Here is a 15,110-nt window from a genome sequence, read left to right on the forward strand (position 1 = left end):
ACTAAAATAATCATCTCCATTATTTTGTTTGTAAGAGATAGATAGAGAAGAGTTACACAATAGGAGAGGAATTTTATTTGAAAAAAACTATAGTATGCGCAGTGATTGTGGGTATTTTCGTTTTGCTAATATCGGGTAACTTTTTAGTGAAAAAAGTGTGGAGTTCAAATAATGATGATGCACAGTATATTGCATCCTTTATTGAAGAACATAAAGATGAAAAAAATAGTGCGCTTCTAGTAAAGAGAAATGATAAAGTTGTTTATTCTGTCAATCCTAACGTTGTATTGCCAGTTGCTAGTACAATGAAATTAATTGTGGCGCTTGAATATACGAAACAAGTTACGGAAGGGAAAATTGATTCGTCTAGTTTTGTTTCCATTAATGACGTGAATCGGTATTATGTACCGAATACAGATGGTGGTGCACAAGATAGATGGCAAAGATATTTGGAGAAGACAGGCAAGATAACTGAAGGAGCGGTTTCTTTAGAAGAAGTGGCAAAAGGAATGGTTAAGTTTAGTTCGAATGCGAATGCTGAATATTTAATGGAAGTGTTAGGATTAGATAATATTAATTGGAATTTACAAAGTTTATCGCTTCCAGCACATCAGCCGCTATTTCCAATCGTTTCATCTTTATACATTCCAGGATATTTGCATAAAGAATTACATGTTCCGAAATATAAAATAGAGAAGAAGTTAAAAGAAATGTCTCAAGAGCAATATCGTGAATATGCAATGATTATTCATGAACGCTTAAAAAAGAAGGGGCCATTATTACAGAAGGAAATTCCTCTTTATTTAGAGGAACGTTACGATAAAATTTGGTCAGATCGATTGCCAGCTGCTTCTGCAAACGATTATATGGTACTGCTTCAAAAGGCAAATCATAAAGGTGGCCTAACAGAAGCTGAAGAAAAAGTATGGGCGAATATCGTTGAAACAGATATGAGCGCTAAGAAATATCGTAAAACATTTAGACATGCAGGCCAAAAAAATGGTTATACACCATGGACAGTTACAAAGGCAGTTTATGCAATGGATAAACGCGGGAACTGTACAGAAATAGTGTTCTTAGCAAATAATTTAAATGAGGACGACAGTGCAGAAATACGGAAACATTTAGCAAACTTACATTTCCAAGTGTTGCAAAGTGATAAGTATGATGCGACTTTTATTAAGTAAACTCGGTGCAGAGGCGCCGAGTTTATTTTTATATACAAGCACTTTTTTGCTATATCTGGGTATGATGGGTAGTAATACTTAGGTGAAAGGGGAAAAGGTGATGAAACAAAATAAAGAAGAGTTTATAAAGAGTGAAGGCGCTGATTTCCCTGGGAAAACATATGTGAATTGTGTATTACAACATGTATTTAATTTTCAACGAAATTACTTATTGAAAGATATGTTTCAAGTGCATAAAGCGCATATTACAATGCTGATGGAAGAAAATTTAATGAAAAAGGAAGAAGGTAAAGTTATATTACACGCATTAAAAAAGGTCGAGGGAATGCCAGAAGAGCAATTGCTCTATACAGAGCAGCATGAAGATCTCTTTTTTTTAGTGGAACATTTAATTTCTCAAGAAGCAAAAAGCGATTTTGTAAGTAATATGCATATTGGTAGAAGTAGAAATGATATGGGTGTAACGATGTATCGCATGAGTTTAAGACGGTATGTATTACGATTAATGGAACATCATTTGTTATTGCAGGAAAGTATGCTGCAACTTGCTTCTGATCATAAGGAAACGATTATGCCAGCTTATACACATACACAACCAGCACAGCCAACGACATTTGGTCATTATACGTTAGCGATTTATGATACGATGCAGAGAGATTTAGAACGCATGAAAAAAACGTACAAACTTTTAAATCAGTCGCCAATGGGAGCCGCTGCGCTTTCTACAACAAGTTTCCAAATTAAACGAGAGCGAGTTGCCGATTTACTTGGGTTTACAAATGTAATTGAGAACTCATATGATGCTGTTGCTGGAGCGGATTATTTATTAGAAGTTAGCTCTTTACTTATGGTAATGATGACGAATACGAGCAGATGGATCCATGACTTCTTACTATTAGCGACGAAAGAATATGATGGTATTACTGTGGCGAAGCCATATGTGCAAATTAGTAGTATTATGCCGCAAAAGCGAAATCCAGTTTCTATTGAACACGCCCGTGCAATTACGAGTAGTGCTTTAGGAGAAGCATTTACAGTATTTCAAATGATTCATAATACACCATTTGGTGATATTGTGGATACAGAGGATGACTTGCAGCCGTATTTATATAAAGGGATTGGAAAGACTATTCGTGTTTTTTCTATTATGAATGCAGTTATTCGAACGATGAAAGTAGAGGAAGAAACGTTGAAAAATCGTTCCTATAAACATGCAATTACGATAACTGATTTCGCAGATGCTTTAACAAAAAACTATGACATTCCATTTCGGCATGCGCATCATGCAGCGAGTGCTATTGCAAATATGTTATTGGAGCAGAAAAAGGAGCTTCATGAATTACATTTGAAAGATGTGAATATGTACTTACAAGAAAAATTTAATATAACTTTATTAGAAAAAGAGTGGAAAGAAATTATATCGCCAGAAGCTTTTATACAAAAAAGAAATGTATACGGTGGGCCAAGTAAAAAAGAAATGGAGCGCATGATTAACAATCGAAAAGAGTCATTTCGACAAGAAGAAGAGGTATTTGAAAAGGAAAAACAGAGAATTTTACAAGCTGAAAATAATTTGAATACGTTAGCTTCGAATATTATTGAATCGTAAAAGAGGAATTTAGTGAATTAATCGCCAATACCTTAATAAAACTATAAATAGAGAGAAGAGATTGTCGATGATTCAATTGCATGTATATGAAGAGATTGTTAATTTTAAAGAAGAGGTTACACCATTTCTAGAAAAGAATGAGCAGGAAAATAATCTCATATTAGGCGTATTACAAATGGTCCACCAACCGATATTTATGGGGATAGCGAAACAAGGAGAAGAAATTGCAGTTGTATTTCTTCAAACAGAAGAGAAGAAACAAATCATTGTTGCAACTTCTGAAATTTCGGGAGTAGCTATCAAGGAGCTTGCAAAAGAGTTAACGAAAATATATCCGGATATTCCTGGATTAATTGGTGATAAGAAAGTTGTACAGCACTTAGCAGAAGAGATTGCGGTGTTAGAAAATAAGAAAACGAATGTTGTAATGGAGCAAGGGGTATATGAGTTGAAAGAAGTGAAGAAGAAACCGAGCGAGGATGGTTTTTTTCGAGAAGTAAGTAGTGATGAACTAACATTAATAGAAGAGTGGATATATCAATTTTGTGAAGATGTGAATCTTCCTACTACGAAAGAAGAAGCAAAACAAACGGCACATACATTAATTACTAATCATCGTTTATTTGGTCTAGAAGTAGACGGAAAACTTGTTTCTGTAGCAGCAAAAACACGTCCAACTAAAAATAATATAACAGTTAATTTCGTATATACACCTAAAGAATCAAGGAAAAAGGGATACGCATCTAATTGTGTAGCGGCACTTAGTCAACGTATGTTAGATGAAGGGTACAAGACGACTACGTTATATACTGATCTAGCGAATCCGACATCGAATAAAATTTATCAAGAAATCGGTTATGAGCAAATTGCGGAGTCTGTACTCATATTTTTAGAGAAGTAGAACAAAAAGGCGTGCTAAAATAGCACGCCTTTTTGTTATTCGTCAATTCTAATAACCTCGCCTTGAGGGAAGTCTTCGGTTTCTAATAAATTCCGAATAGCTTTCGCAACATATTCGGGTGATAATAGCTTTCCTTCTTCTTTTAATGTAATGAAGCGGTCTAAGTTTGTGAAGTCTTCTTTATTTGTTTCCCGAATTTGTGCTTGCATATTTGTATCAACAACACCAGGTGCAAAAGCCACGATTTTTACTGGATATTCTTTTTCTGCTTCTTCGGTTGCTACGCACTGTGTAAACATATTTACGCCAGCTTTCGTTGTACAATAAGCGCCCCATCCGAAGTAAGGATTTTTTCCTGCACCAGATGAAATGTTTATCACACGTTTATCTACTTTCCATTCTTTCGTATGTTTCATGAAAGTGGAGGTGAGGATCATTGGCGCAAGTAAATTAATGTGAACGTTCGTAATGAGCAGTTCACTTTCAGCTTTTTCTATTGGTTTCATTGGTGCGACTGTACCAGCGTTATTAATTAAATGAATAGAAGATACACTGTCTTCTTGAATAGATGAAATGATTTTGTTAAAGTTCGTTTCTAAATTATGTACATCTTGAAGATCTAAGGAGTGGAAAACACAATTGCTATTATATTGTTCTGCGAGTTTCGTAAGCTCTTTATTTTCTCTTCTAGAAATAGAGATGACAGTTGTATTTTTTTCTAACAATTGTGTGGCAATAGCCTCACCTAAACCTTGTGAAGTTCCTGTTATGATAACGTAGCGCATAGTTTTATAAACTCCTCTCATATGTGCGGAATTTTGTTGGACAACGTACATTGTATAGTTTGTCTACATTTTATAGTATAGAGCACTTTTTACTATAATTGAAATGAGATGATTGTGTGCCTTTTATAAATCGTTTTACGACAACAGTACCTGGTGCCGTCACGTTTACTGGGAATACGCTGGGACTTAGCCCTACATCACCTGCACCAGGTAATATTTTTGGTACACTTGCTGTGTTTACGACAGTAAATACAGCGCTGCAAGTACCAGGATTCCCAGCAGGGACAACAGATGAGTGGCAATTGAATTCTTCAAGTGCAATTTTAAATCTTCCAGCGGGAAGCAGTGTGTTATATGCAGAATTAGTTTGGGCTGGTACTTTCCGGACTGATACGGAAGATGTTTTACCATTTTTAAATGATAACATTACATTTACAACGCCAGCAGGGACGTTTTCTGTTACGCCAGATCCTGCTACCGCGCAGCAAGGTTCAGTAGGAAACCAGTTTTATTATGCTCGCTCTGCCAATGTAACGAATCTTGTTAGTGCAGGTGGGGCAGGCACATATACAACGGGTGCTGTGCCAGCTGCAAGAACTTCAGCCGATCCAACAATTAGTCGTTCAGCTGGATGGACGCTTGAGGTTGTGTATCAAAATGCAAGTTTACCACTTCGAAATTTGTCAGTATATGCAGGTCAAGAAATTATTGATGCTACTATTTCAGGATTTGCTACGCCAGCTACAGGAGCTGTAACAGGAAGGGTACTTGTAACTGCTCAAGAGGGAGATTCCAACATTTCTGGAGATCAACTTCGCTTTGGACCGAATGCAAATGCTACAGTTGCATTATTCGGGCCGAGAAACCCTGCAAATAATTTCTTCCAGTCTCAAATTTGTAATGATATTGGAGAGTTAGATACAACTGGGACATTTGGAGATTTGAATCAGCCGTTAGGGATAGCTTTAGCTGTCCGAAGACAAGGGTGGGATATTACGAATGTAAATGCCTCTACGTCTTTAGTAAACAATCAAACGTCAGCAACTGTTCGCTTCGTTACAAATGGAGATGGATACGCTGCAGCTGGTTTTGGTGTTCAAATTGATGCAACAGGTCCAATTATTAATCCTGTTAAATCGGTTAATAGAACAGTCGCAGGGGTAGGGGATACTCTCACTTATACGATTACGGTCCCAAATACAGGGACAGGAAGTGCAGAAAATGTTGTATTACGTGATAGTATTCCGAACGGAACGACGTTTGTTGCAGGTAGTGTAACGGTAGGAGGAGTAACACAGCCGAATGCAAACCCTGCTAGTGGAATTAATGTAGGAACAATCCCAAATAACATGCAAAGAGTTGTTACATTTCAAGTACGAATAACATCATTCCCGAATCCCAATCCTATTTTAAATCGTGCAATGGTGTCATATCAATTCCGTCCTTTTGTCGGTAGTTCTCCTATTACAAGTACATCTTCTTCAAATACAGTACAAACGACAGTGAACCAAGCAACTATAAGTATGCAAAAATCTGTAGATCTACAGACTGCGACACTTAATGATGTATTAACGTACACAGTTAATGTCACAAATAATGGGAATGTTGCTGCAAACAATGTGATTTTTGTTGATAGCATCCCGGCTGGAACAACATTTGTTCCAAATAGTGTTACGGTGAATGGAGTAGCGCGTCCAGGAGCGAATCCAGCAAGTAGTATTAATCTTGGAAGTATTAATGCTTCGCAAACGACTGTAGTGCGCTTTCAAGTTCGAGTAACATCTAATCCTCTTGTCAATCCAATTCCGAATCGTGCGAGTGCAACATTTACCTTTACTCCAGTACCTGGTCAACAACCAGTTTCAGGGCAAGCGACAAGTAATACTGTAGTTACTACTATTAATATAGCTGATATAAGAACGAGAAAAACAGTGGATAAAGCTTTTGCGACAGTGAATGACGTTCTTATGTACACTATTACAATTGAGAATATCGGAAATGTACTTGCGACAAATGTTATTTTTCAAGATCCGATTCCAGTTGGGACGACTTTTATCGCAAATAGTGTGACGGTGGACGGGGTTTCACAACCTGGGGCAAATCCAGCGACTGGGTTTACAGTAGCTAATATATCTCCTGGCGGAAGTAGGACTGTTACATTTCAAGTACGAGTAATATCTACACCATCGGGAGGTACGATTGCGAATCGCGGAAATGTATCTGCTAATTTTGTTGTTAATCCGAATCAGCCACCGATAACAATTAATAGACAAACGAATACAGTTGTGACACAAGTTAATACAGGCGGTTTAAATGTAATAAAAGAAGTGAATACAACACAAGCGGCGGTAGGGGATACTTTAACATACACAATTGCCGTCCAAAATACAGGAAACGTTCTGTTAACAAATGTATTTTTCCAAGACCCTATTTCTTCTGCTGTTTCATTTGTTGCAAATTCTGTAACAATTAATGGAGTACCACAAAGTGGATTGAATCCGAATACAGGATTTTCTCTTCCTAATATTCCTGCGGCTCAAACAGTCGTAGTTACATTTGATGTATTAATTGTACAGGATCCAGAAAATGAAGATATTTTAAATCAGGCGAATGTAACAGCAAGTTTTCAAGTGAATCCGAGTGAACCACCCGTAACAATCAATGTTCCAAGTAACATTGTGAATACAACAGTACAATCAGGGAACTTTGAAGTTGTGAAATCAGTGAATACTGCTGTTGCAACCGTAGGGGACGTTTTAGTATATACAATTGAAATCATAAATGCAGGTAGTGTACCAGCTACAAATGTGTTTTTCCAAGATTCAATTCCACAAGGAACATTATTTATTGAAAACAGTGTATTGGTTAATGGTATTTTACAAGAAGGTGCAGATCCAGAACTTGGATTCCCGTTAAATGATTTGCCTACTGGGGCGAATGTAATTGTTACGTTTGAAGTATTAATTGATGAAATTCCCCAAGGAAATAATGTTGTAAATAATGCGAATGTCACTGGAGATTTCCTTCTGAATCCAACAGAGCCACCAATTACTGTAACAGTACCAAGTAATACTGTTATGACGGTCGTGAATTCTTCAGGATTAAATGTAATGAAAAGTGTAAGTGCTACTGAAGCCGGTGTAGGAGATACGTTAACGTATACAGTTCGTATACAAAATAGTGGAACAGTAGCAGCGACAAATGTATCATTCCTTGATCCGATTCCTTCTGGAACAACGTTTGTAGCAAACAGTGTAACAATAAATGGAACACCTCAACCAGGTTTAAACCCGACAACTGGATTTCCACTTGCTAATATTCCGGTAGGAGGGATGGTAACAGTTACTTTCCAAGTGACAATCACAAGTGTACCATCAAATAGAGTTCTTCCGAATAATGCGAATGTAACTGCTGATTTCCAAGTAAGTCCTCTCCAGCCACCAATTACAATTGTAACGATTAGTAATATTGTTGTGACGCGAGTGAATGTAGGATCACTTAATATAATGAAGAGTGTAAATACACCACAAGCAGGAGTAGGGGATACGTTAACGTATACGATTCTTATTCAAAATACAGGAACTGTTCCTGCGACGAATATTATTTTTCAAGATCAAATTCCCTCCGGTACTGCGTTTGTAGTAAATAGTGTAACAATCAACGGAGTCGTTCAGCAAGGCGCGGATCCTATGGCAGGATTCTCAGTACCAAATATTCCGGTCGGACAAACGGCCACGATTACGTTTCAAGTTACAGTGAAGAGTATTCCGAGCGGTGGAAATGTTCGAAACCAATCGAACGTTACTGCAAGTTTTCTTATAAATCCAGCAAACCCTCCAATAACGACTATTACAAATAGTAATTTTGTAGTGACGCAAGTAAACACAGCACAATTAAATATACAAAAATCTGCATCTGTACAACAAGCAGCACTTGGAGAAACTTACACATATTCTGTTGTCATTCGAAATAACGGTACAGTAACAGCAACAAATGTTTCTTTCATTGATCCAATTGCTCCAGAAACGACATTTGTAGCAAATAGTGTAACGATAAATGGAACGCCTCAACCTGGATTCGATCCGAATATAGGTTTCACGCTTCCTAATATTGTGGCTGGAACATCGTTGACAGTAACGTTCCAAGCTACGGTAATTGCACCGTCTACACGCGGAGCAGTATTAAATACAGCATCTGCTACAGCCACTTTCTTATTAAATCCTTTACAACCACCTGTAACAACAACGAATTCAAGTAATACAACGGTAGTTACAATACCATTACCTCCTCCTGGCGAAGTGACAGCAACAAAAACAGTAAATGTTGCCGCCGGAGCTGTTGGAGATGTATTAACGTATACAGTGTTAATAACGAATGTAGGAATTATCCCTGTTACAGACGTACTCTTCCAGGATGTCATTCCAGAAGGGACGACGTTTGTTGAGAACAGTGTAACGATAGGTGGAATACAGCAACCTGGATTAAATCCAGAAGTAGGCTTTACAGTTACTCCGTTATTAAATGCAGGTGCAAATATTACTGTGACGTTCCAAGTGACGATTACGGAAATTCCAGATAATGAAGTCATATTAAATGATGCAGATGTTACATTTACTTCACAACCAAATCCGCAAGAACCACCGATTACGGAAACGATATTAACGAATTTAGTCGTTACGACAATTAATATAGCGTTTATCTTTCCATTGAAACTAGTAGATAAAGAAGTAGCAACTGTAGGAGAAATATTAACTTATAATGTATTTATCTTTAATTTTGGAACAGTGGCAGCGACGAATGTTCAATTTATCGATACTACTTCCGCGGGTGTAGAATTTGTACCAGGAAGTGTGAGCATAAATGGGGTACCGGCACCAGGATTAGATCCTTTTAGTGGTTTTACAGTTCCAAATATACCTGTAGGTGATTTTGTACGTGTCACATATCAAGAGAAGGTAAAAATCATACCAGAAGGTGGGACAGTTGTTAACTTTGTAGACGTTACAGCTACATTTGCAGTAAGTGAAACAGAGCCGCCTATTACGGAAACAACGACGAGTAATACGACATTAACAGAAATCAATGAGCCTGGTTTAAATGTATTAAAATCAGTAAGTCAGCCGGTTGTTGCGGTAGGCGATACAATCACATATACAACAGTAGTTCAAAATACGGGAACCGTGATAGCAACGAATGTTCAATATAGTGATGTATTACCTTCCTCTATAACATTCATACCGAACAGTGTAACGATAAACGGTGTGTTACAACCTGGGTTCAATCCGAATAATGGGTTCACGCTTCCAGATATAAATCCAGGTGAAAGTGTAGAAGTCACATTCCAAGTAACAGTTGTTAGCGTTCCGTCAAACGGAACAATTGCCAATACGGCAAATGTTACTGGAAGCTTTATATTAGTACCAGGAGAACCACCAGTTATAGTAAATCAGCCAAGTAATACAACACTCACAACTGTAAATAGAGGACGCTTTAATGCTATTAAACAAGTAAATAGAGTCGCTACTCTAGTGGGAGATATATTGACGTATACAGTACAAATAACGAATACAGGAACAGTAACAGCTAACAATGTTCAGTTTATTGATACCATTTCAACAGGTGCGTCATTTGTAGCAAATAGTGTAACGATAAATGGAGCCCCGCAACCAAACTTAAATCCGATTACTGGATTTGGAGTTGGAGATATACCAGTTGGTGAAACGGTTATCGTGACGTTTCAAGCGACAGTTACAAACATCCCGTCATCAGGAACAATTACGAACGTTGCAAATATAACAGGAAGCTTTACTTTAGTGCCAGGAGAGCCACCAGTTATAGTAAATCAGCCAAGTAATACGACAATAACGAGGGTGAATAGAGGGCGCTTCAATGTAATAAAAACAGTAAATAAACAAGCAACGCGAGTAGGAGATACGTTAACGTATAGTGTGCAAGTTACAAATACGGGAACGGTAACAGCGACGAATGTTCAGTTTGTTGACGTCCCATCACCTAGTTTAGAATTCGTTCCTGGAAGTGTACAAATAAATGGAATTCCGCAAGTAGGCTTAGATCCATTTGTAGGCTTTTCATTACCGAATCTTGCAGTAGGAGATAGTGTATTAATTACATTTGAAGTAAATGTAATCGCGGTTCCACCTTCTAGTAGCATTATGAATACAGCGAGAGTAACGGGTGATTTCGAATTGATTCCAGGAGAACCTCCGTTTACAATTACGAATTCAAGTAATACGACGGTTACGCCAGTAAATAGAGGCAGCTTAGATATGCTAAAAGAAGTAGATCATTCAGTTGTTGGAGTAGGAGAAACGGTAACGTATACGGTTCGTATATTAAATACTGGTACTGCTGATGCAATGAATGTTCAATTTATAGATGTGCTATCTCCAGAAGCCGATTTCGTCGCAAATAGTGTAACGATAAATGGAGTTTCACAACCGGGGTTAAATCCGCAGCTCGGATTTACGATACAAGATATTCCAGTTGGTGAGACCGCACTTGTAACATATAAAGCTACGATTACAAGTTTTTCAGATGGTGGTACAGTAGTGAACGTTGCAGGGGCGTTGGCAGAATATATTTTAGTACCAGGAGAGCCGCCAGTTACAGTGATGGATACGAGCAATACAGTTATAGTAACGGTAAATACTGCAATCTTATTTGTTGCAAAAGGAGCAAACTTTGAAGTAGCGATGGTAGGAGATGTTATCACTTATGGAATCGCCGTTATAAATGACAGTACAGTTCCTGTGACGAATATTATTTTAACAGATATCATTGATCCGAATACGTTATTTATAAATGGCACGGTAACGGTAAATGATGTACCTCTCCCATTTGCCAATCCGAATACTGGTATCCCGTTAGGTGATTTTCAGCCAAATGATGCGGCAATTATTAATTTCCAAGTTGTAATAACAGGAGGACAAATAAATAATTTAGTTACAAATACTGCTATAGCAAATGGGCTTGCAATTGTAAACCCGAATGAGCCGCCAGTAGTAGTTGAAGGTGATAGCAATACAGTTGTTATCCCGTTTATTTCTCAAAATGTCTCAACGACAGTCGTAAAAACAGCAGATTTACAGGCAGCAACGATTGGAGATGTTATTACGTTTACGACAGTTATTACAAATACGGGGGATACAGCAATACAAAATATTCGTTTTCAAGATATGTTAGATAGTAGTGTTCAATTTGTCCTTGGAACTGTAGCGGTTGATAATACGTCAGTGCCAAATGTAAACCCAGTATCAGGATTTCTTATAGGAAGTTTAAATCCTGGTCAAGCGCGAACCGTTTCGTTCCAAGTAGTAGTGCAGAGCGCACCAAGTGGTTCAGGAAATTATATTAATCAAGCGAGTATTCGTTTCGAACATCAAGTAGGTACAGTATTGCCACCTGTTACACAAATAGTAGAAAGTAATATAGTCGTCATTCCGTTCGTTCCAACGATAGAACAAATTTGTGAAACGAATCTTAATTGTTTAGGGAAAATTCCTTTTCAATGTTCTCCGTGTGATCACTTGCAAATAAAGAAAAAATAAATGCAGAAAGAGCATCCTGTAAGAGAAGGATGCTCTTTCTGCATGAATCATGTAGATTCTTTTTCGGGCGAGGTGAAAAATTCATCGGTTTTGTCGGAGAGTAGTAATGGAATCGCTCTTTTTATAACAGAAATGTCCCAATCCCACCATGCAAGATTCTCTAGTTTGTCAATTGTTTCTTGCGGGAAACGATATCGAATAAATTTTGCTGGATTACCAGCCACAATTGCATATGGAGGGACGTCTTTTGTAACAACACTTTTGGCACCAATAATGGCACCGTTACCAATTGTAACACCAGATAAAATGCAGGATTGATAACCAATCCATACATCATTGCCGATTACGATATCACCTTTTGAAGAGGGGTGACCAGTAATATGGGCTCCTTCGCTGAAAAGAGCGTTAAATGGATAAGTCGTTATCCAGTCCGCGCGATGTTCTCCGCCAAGTATGAAAACAACGTCTTCTCCTAATGAACAAAACTTACCTATTTTTAATTTCGTTTCATCATTCCAAGAAAAAATAGTTGGACCTACTTTACTATAAGTATAATCACCGATATCATACTTACTATATTCAGGTTTTTGATTTAAATATAACATGATTCTTCAACCTTCTTTCTCAATCAAGAAATAAGCGTGGAATATTATATGCAAGGTGTAGTAAGGTGACCAGTGTTAATAAGTAAAATGAATAAATGGGAGTGGAATGTATGAGGTATGAGATGGGATTATATAATAAACCTTTTCAGTCAATTCAATCAGGGAAAAAAGTGTATGAAGTGCGCTTATACGATAAAAAACGTCAACTCATAAAACAAGGCGATCATATTATATTTACGAACCTTACGACAGCAGCAACGATGGCTGTAAAAGTAACGGAGATAAAACGATACGAAAACTTTCAAGCAATGTACGAACAAATTGATAAAAAATTATTGGATTGTGAAAATGATAGTTTAGAGGAAATGTTAGAAAGTACATACAAAATATATACGAAAGAACAAGAACAAAAGTGGGGAACAGTTGCGATTGGTATTGAGGTAATAAAATGATAAGAAATCGCGGCGCGGCTATCATTGTGCAGAAAGGAAAAATAGCTCTTATAAAACGTATTCGAGAAGATGAAACGTACTATGTTTTTCCAGGCGGAGGAATCGAAGAAGGAGAAACACCTGAAGAAGCAACAAGGCGAGAAATTTTTGAAGAATTAGGGGTACATATAAAAGTGGAGCATTTAATTGCAAAGGTGGAGTATAAGAGTACGGAGTATTATTTTAATGCCGATATTATAGGTGGAGTTTTTGGAAGTGGTAAAGCTGAAGAATTCGAAATGAAAGATAGAGGGATTTATATTCCGTTATGGTTGCCGATATATGAGTTGGAAAAAGTGAATATAAAACCGTATGAAGTGGTCGGAAGTATATTCAATCATTATAAAAAGTAAAGTCTGACAACATACAAAAAAAACCATTGACATAGCCTTCTGATTTAAGTATTGTATTCGAGTATGTTTATAATCAGGAGGTTTATATGAGCAATCAAACAACTACACATCATGTGAAAATGACAACAGCAGATCCATCTGGAATCGGTCTATTTGGATTAGCGATGGTAACACTTGTAGCATCATCTCAAAAGTTAGGCTTAACAGATGGTGTTTCACTCGTATTACCGTGGGCAATCTTTTTAGGAGGATTTGCACAAATCTTTGCTTGCATTCACGATGCAAAGCATAACAATACATTCGGTACAACAGCTTTCGGTGCTTATGGCCTATTTTGGCTAGGCGTTGGAATGACTTGGTTAATTCAACTTGGAGTATTTGGCGAAAAATTAGCACAAGCTGCAGATTCAAAACAGCTTGGTGTAGCCTTTATCGGATATTTGATTTTCACAATCTTTATGACAATTGGTGCAATGGAAACACATAAAGTATTATTTATGATTTTCGTCCTTATTGATTTCTTATTTATTGGTCTTTCATTAAGTACTTTAGGTGTTATGCCGCATGCAATGCATAATTTAGCAGCATATTCTGAACTTCTTATTTCATTATTATCTTTCTATGGTTCAGCAGCAGCAGTGTTAAACACACACTTTGGAAAAGTTGTTTTACCAGTTGGAAAGCCGTTTGGTATTTTTAAAAAGTAATAAAAAAGCACAGATGATTAATATGTAATACTGAATCTAAGCTAATTAAATAAATATCATTATTACTGCACGACGACGCATGTTGTTTAACAGTGTAGTTTTAAGGCGTATCAACACTTTCCTTGATACGCCTATTTTTTATGGTTTTCCCTTCATTTTATCACTACATTTTATAGACTTATCGAAACTTTTATCGCTACATTTGAATTTTTTTCATCACTTTTATTATCACTTTGAATTAATTAGAAAATATAGATAATAATTATTGACCTTCCTTTATTAGGTAAAATAAAATGAAACATATAATCTGTTTAACAAGATAATGAGTTCACTCATTTTTAAGGAGGATTCATATGGAGAAGTATTTTACGGTTAAAGAGGTAACATCACTTTTGGGCTACAAGAATGAGGAAACTATAAAAAGAAAGATAAAAGATGGAATGTTTCCAGGTGCAATCCAAAATAGCCGTAAAGAAGGTTGGAGGATACCAGCAAGCGATATTGCAGCCCTAAAGGGCTCTCCAAAAAAAGTTAACCAGAGTAAAAGTACACCAACGCCTATGTCTATCAATTACAACAAGTCTGAGTTAATCAAATGGGCATTTCAAATAGCCAATCTAGAATCCCCTTCGGAAGAATTACATAAAGATCTTACCTCCTTACCATTGGAACGTGCACTTGAGATTTGTCTTATTATGCGTCAGCAAAGCAGACCCATTGATGATTACTTCAAGTTTTTCAAAGCAGCTCAATCAAAGAAATGGAAACCAGATCCAATTACAATTGAAAAGAATAAGAGTTTAGTGGATTTAACACAACGAGACTATGAGGAAAGGATTTTAGACGAACAACGGAAAGGAAAAATCTCATTGTTCAATTGGCTGGAACAAGATTAAAGGTGGTT

At 37.0% G+C, this 15,110-nt stretch carries 10 protein-coding genes; 8 read left to right on the plus strand and 2 right to left on the minus strand.

The genetic code is table 11. The annotated features are described in order from the left end of the window. The first annotated feature begins 77 nt into the window (after positions 1 to 77). From PDQ68_RS17280 to PDQ68_RS17290, 3 genes are all read left to right on the plus strand, one after another. Positions 78 to 1,187 (plus strand): serine hydrolase, encoded by a 1,110-nt coding sequence (locus tag PDQ68_RS17280; protein WP_061183420.1) that lies wholly within the window; start codon positions 78 to 80, stop codon positions 1,185 to 1,187. Positions 1,188 to 1,287: 100 nt separating this feature from the next. Next, on the plus strand, positions 1,288 to 2,796 hold the full coding sequence (gene argH / locus PDQ68_RS17285; protein WP_061183421.1) for an argininosuccinate lyase: 1,509 nt from the start codon (positions 1,288 to 1,290) through the stop codon (positions 2,794 to 2,796). 67 nt (positions 2,797 to 2,863) lie between these two features. Further along, positions 2,864 to 3,697 (plus strand): GNAT family N-acetyltransferase, encoded by an 834-nt coding sequence (locus PDQ68_RS17290; protein WP_061183422.1) that lies wholly within the window; start codon positions 2,864 to 2,866, stop codon positions 3,695 to 3,697. A 35-nt stretch (positions 3,698 to 3,732) separates the two neighbouring features. On the opposite strand, the gene PDQ68_RS17295 is transcribed toward PDQ68_RS17290, so the two are convergent. Further along, on the minus strand, positions 3,733 to 4,482 hold the full coding sequence (locus PDQ68_RS17295; protein WP_016718192.1) for a (S)-benzoin forming benzil reductase: 750 nt from the start codon (positions 4,480 to 4,482) through the stop codon (positions 3,733 to 3,735). A 116-nt stretch (positions 4,483 to 4,598) separates the two neighbouring features. Here PDQ68_RS17295 and PDQ68_RS17300 point away from each other — a divergent pair, with 116 nt between their 5' ends. Beyond that, positions 4,599 to 12,050 (plus strand): DUF7507 domain-containing protein, encoded by a 7,452-nt coding sequence (locus PDQ68_RS17300; protein WP_061183423.1) that lies wholly within the window; start codon positions 4,599 to 4,601, stop codon positions 12,048 to 12,050. A 47-nt stretch (positions 12,051 to 12,097) separates the two neighbouring features. Here the strand turns inward: PDQ68_RS17300 and PDQ68_RS17305 are convergent, their stop codons facing one another. After that, complete coding sequence (locus PDQ68_RS17305) at positions 12,098 to 12,655, minus strand: CatB-related O-acetyltransferase (RefSeq protein ID WP_000966314.1); 558 nt, start codon at positions 12,653 to 12,655, stop codon at positions 12,098 to 12,100. Between the two features lie 110 nt (positions 12,656 to 12,765). On the opposite strand from PDQ68_RS17305, the gene PDQ68_RS17310 reads away from it, so the two are divergent. The 4 genes from PDQ68_RS17310 to PDQ68_RS17325 all read left to right on the plus strand — a co-directional run bounded on the left by PDQ68_RS17310 (position 12,766) and on the right by PDQ68_RS17325 (position 15,102). Next, positions 12,766 to 13,107 carry an ASCH domain-containing protein gene (locus PDQ68_RS17310; protein WP_012644528.1) on the plus strand — a complete coding sequence of 114 codons (342 nt, stop codon included), beginning with the start codon at positions 12,766 to 12,768 and terminating at the stop codon, positions 13,105 to 13,107. Continuing rightward, the gene (locus PDQ68_RS17315) at positions 13,104 to 13,499 is read left to right on the plus strand and encodes an NUDIX hydrolase (protein WP_016718190.1); all 396 of its coding nucleotides are present in this window, start codon (positions 13,104 to 13,106) and stop codon (positions 13,497 to 13,499) included. Before PDQ68_RS17310 ends, PDQ68_RS17315 begins: the two co-directional genes overlap by 4 nt. Before the next feature lie 86 nt (positions 13,500 to 13,585). Then, positions 13,586 to 14,206, plus strand: a complete 621-nt coding sequence (locus PDQ68_RS17320) for an acetate uptake transporter (protein WP_000070938.1) — start codon at positions 13,586 to 13,588, stop codon at positions 14,204 to 14,206. 353 nt (positions 14,207 to 14,559) lie between these two features. Continuing rightward, on the plus strand, positions 14,560 to 15,102 hold the full coding sequence (locus PDQ68_RS17325) for a helix-turn-helix transcriptional regulator (RefSeq protein ID WP_061183424.1): 543 nt from the start codon (positions 14,560 to 14,562) through the stop codon (positions 15,100 to 15,102). The last annotated feature ends 8 nt before the right edge of the window (positions 15,103 to 15,110 follow it).

It is taken from the genome of Bacillus cereus group sp. Bc010 (assembly GCF_027716745.1).
GTDB lineage: Bacteria > Bacillota > Bacilli > Bacillales > Bacillaceae_G > Bacillus_A > Bacillus_A pacificus.

Coding starts and splice junctions, on each gene's coding strand:
- argH (WP_061183421.1), top strand. CDS start 1,288: ATGAAACAAAATAAAGAAGAGTTTATAAAGAGTGAAGGCGCTGATTTC.
- PDQ68_RS17290 (WP_061183422.1), top strand. CDS start 2,864: ATGATTCAATTGCATGTATATGAAGAGATTGTTAATTTTAAAGAAGAG.
- PDQ68_RS17295 (WP_016718192.1), bottom strand. CDS start 4,482: ATGCGCTACGTTATCATAACAGGAACTTCACAAGGTTTAGGTGAGGCT.
- PDQ68_RS17305 (WP_000966314.1), bottom strand. CDS start 12,655: ATGTTATATTTAAATCAAAAACCTGAATATAGTAAGTATGATATCGGT.
- PDQ68_RS17310 (WP_012644528.1), top strand. CDS start 12,766: ATGAGGTATGAGATGGGATTATATAATAAACCTTTTCAGTCAATTCAA.
- PDQ68_RS17315 (WP_016718190.1), top strand. CDS start 13,104: ATGATAAGAAATCGCGGCGCGGCTATCATTGTGCAGAAAGGAAAAATA.
- PDQ68_RS17320 (WP_000070938.1), top strand. CDS start 13,586: ATGAGCAATCAAACAACTACACATCATGTGAAAATGACAACAGCAGAT.
- PDQ68_RS17325 (WP_061183424.1), top strand. CDS start 14,560: ATGGAGAAGTATTTTACGGTTAAAGAGGTAACATCACTTTTGGGCTAC.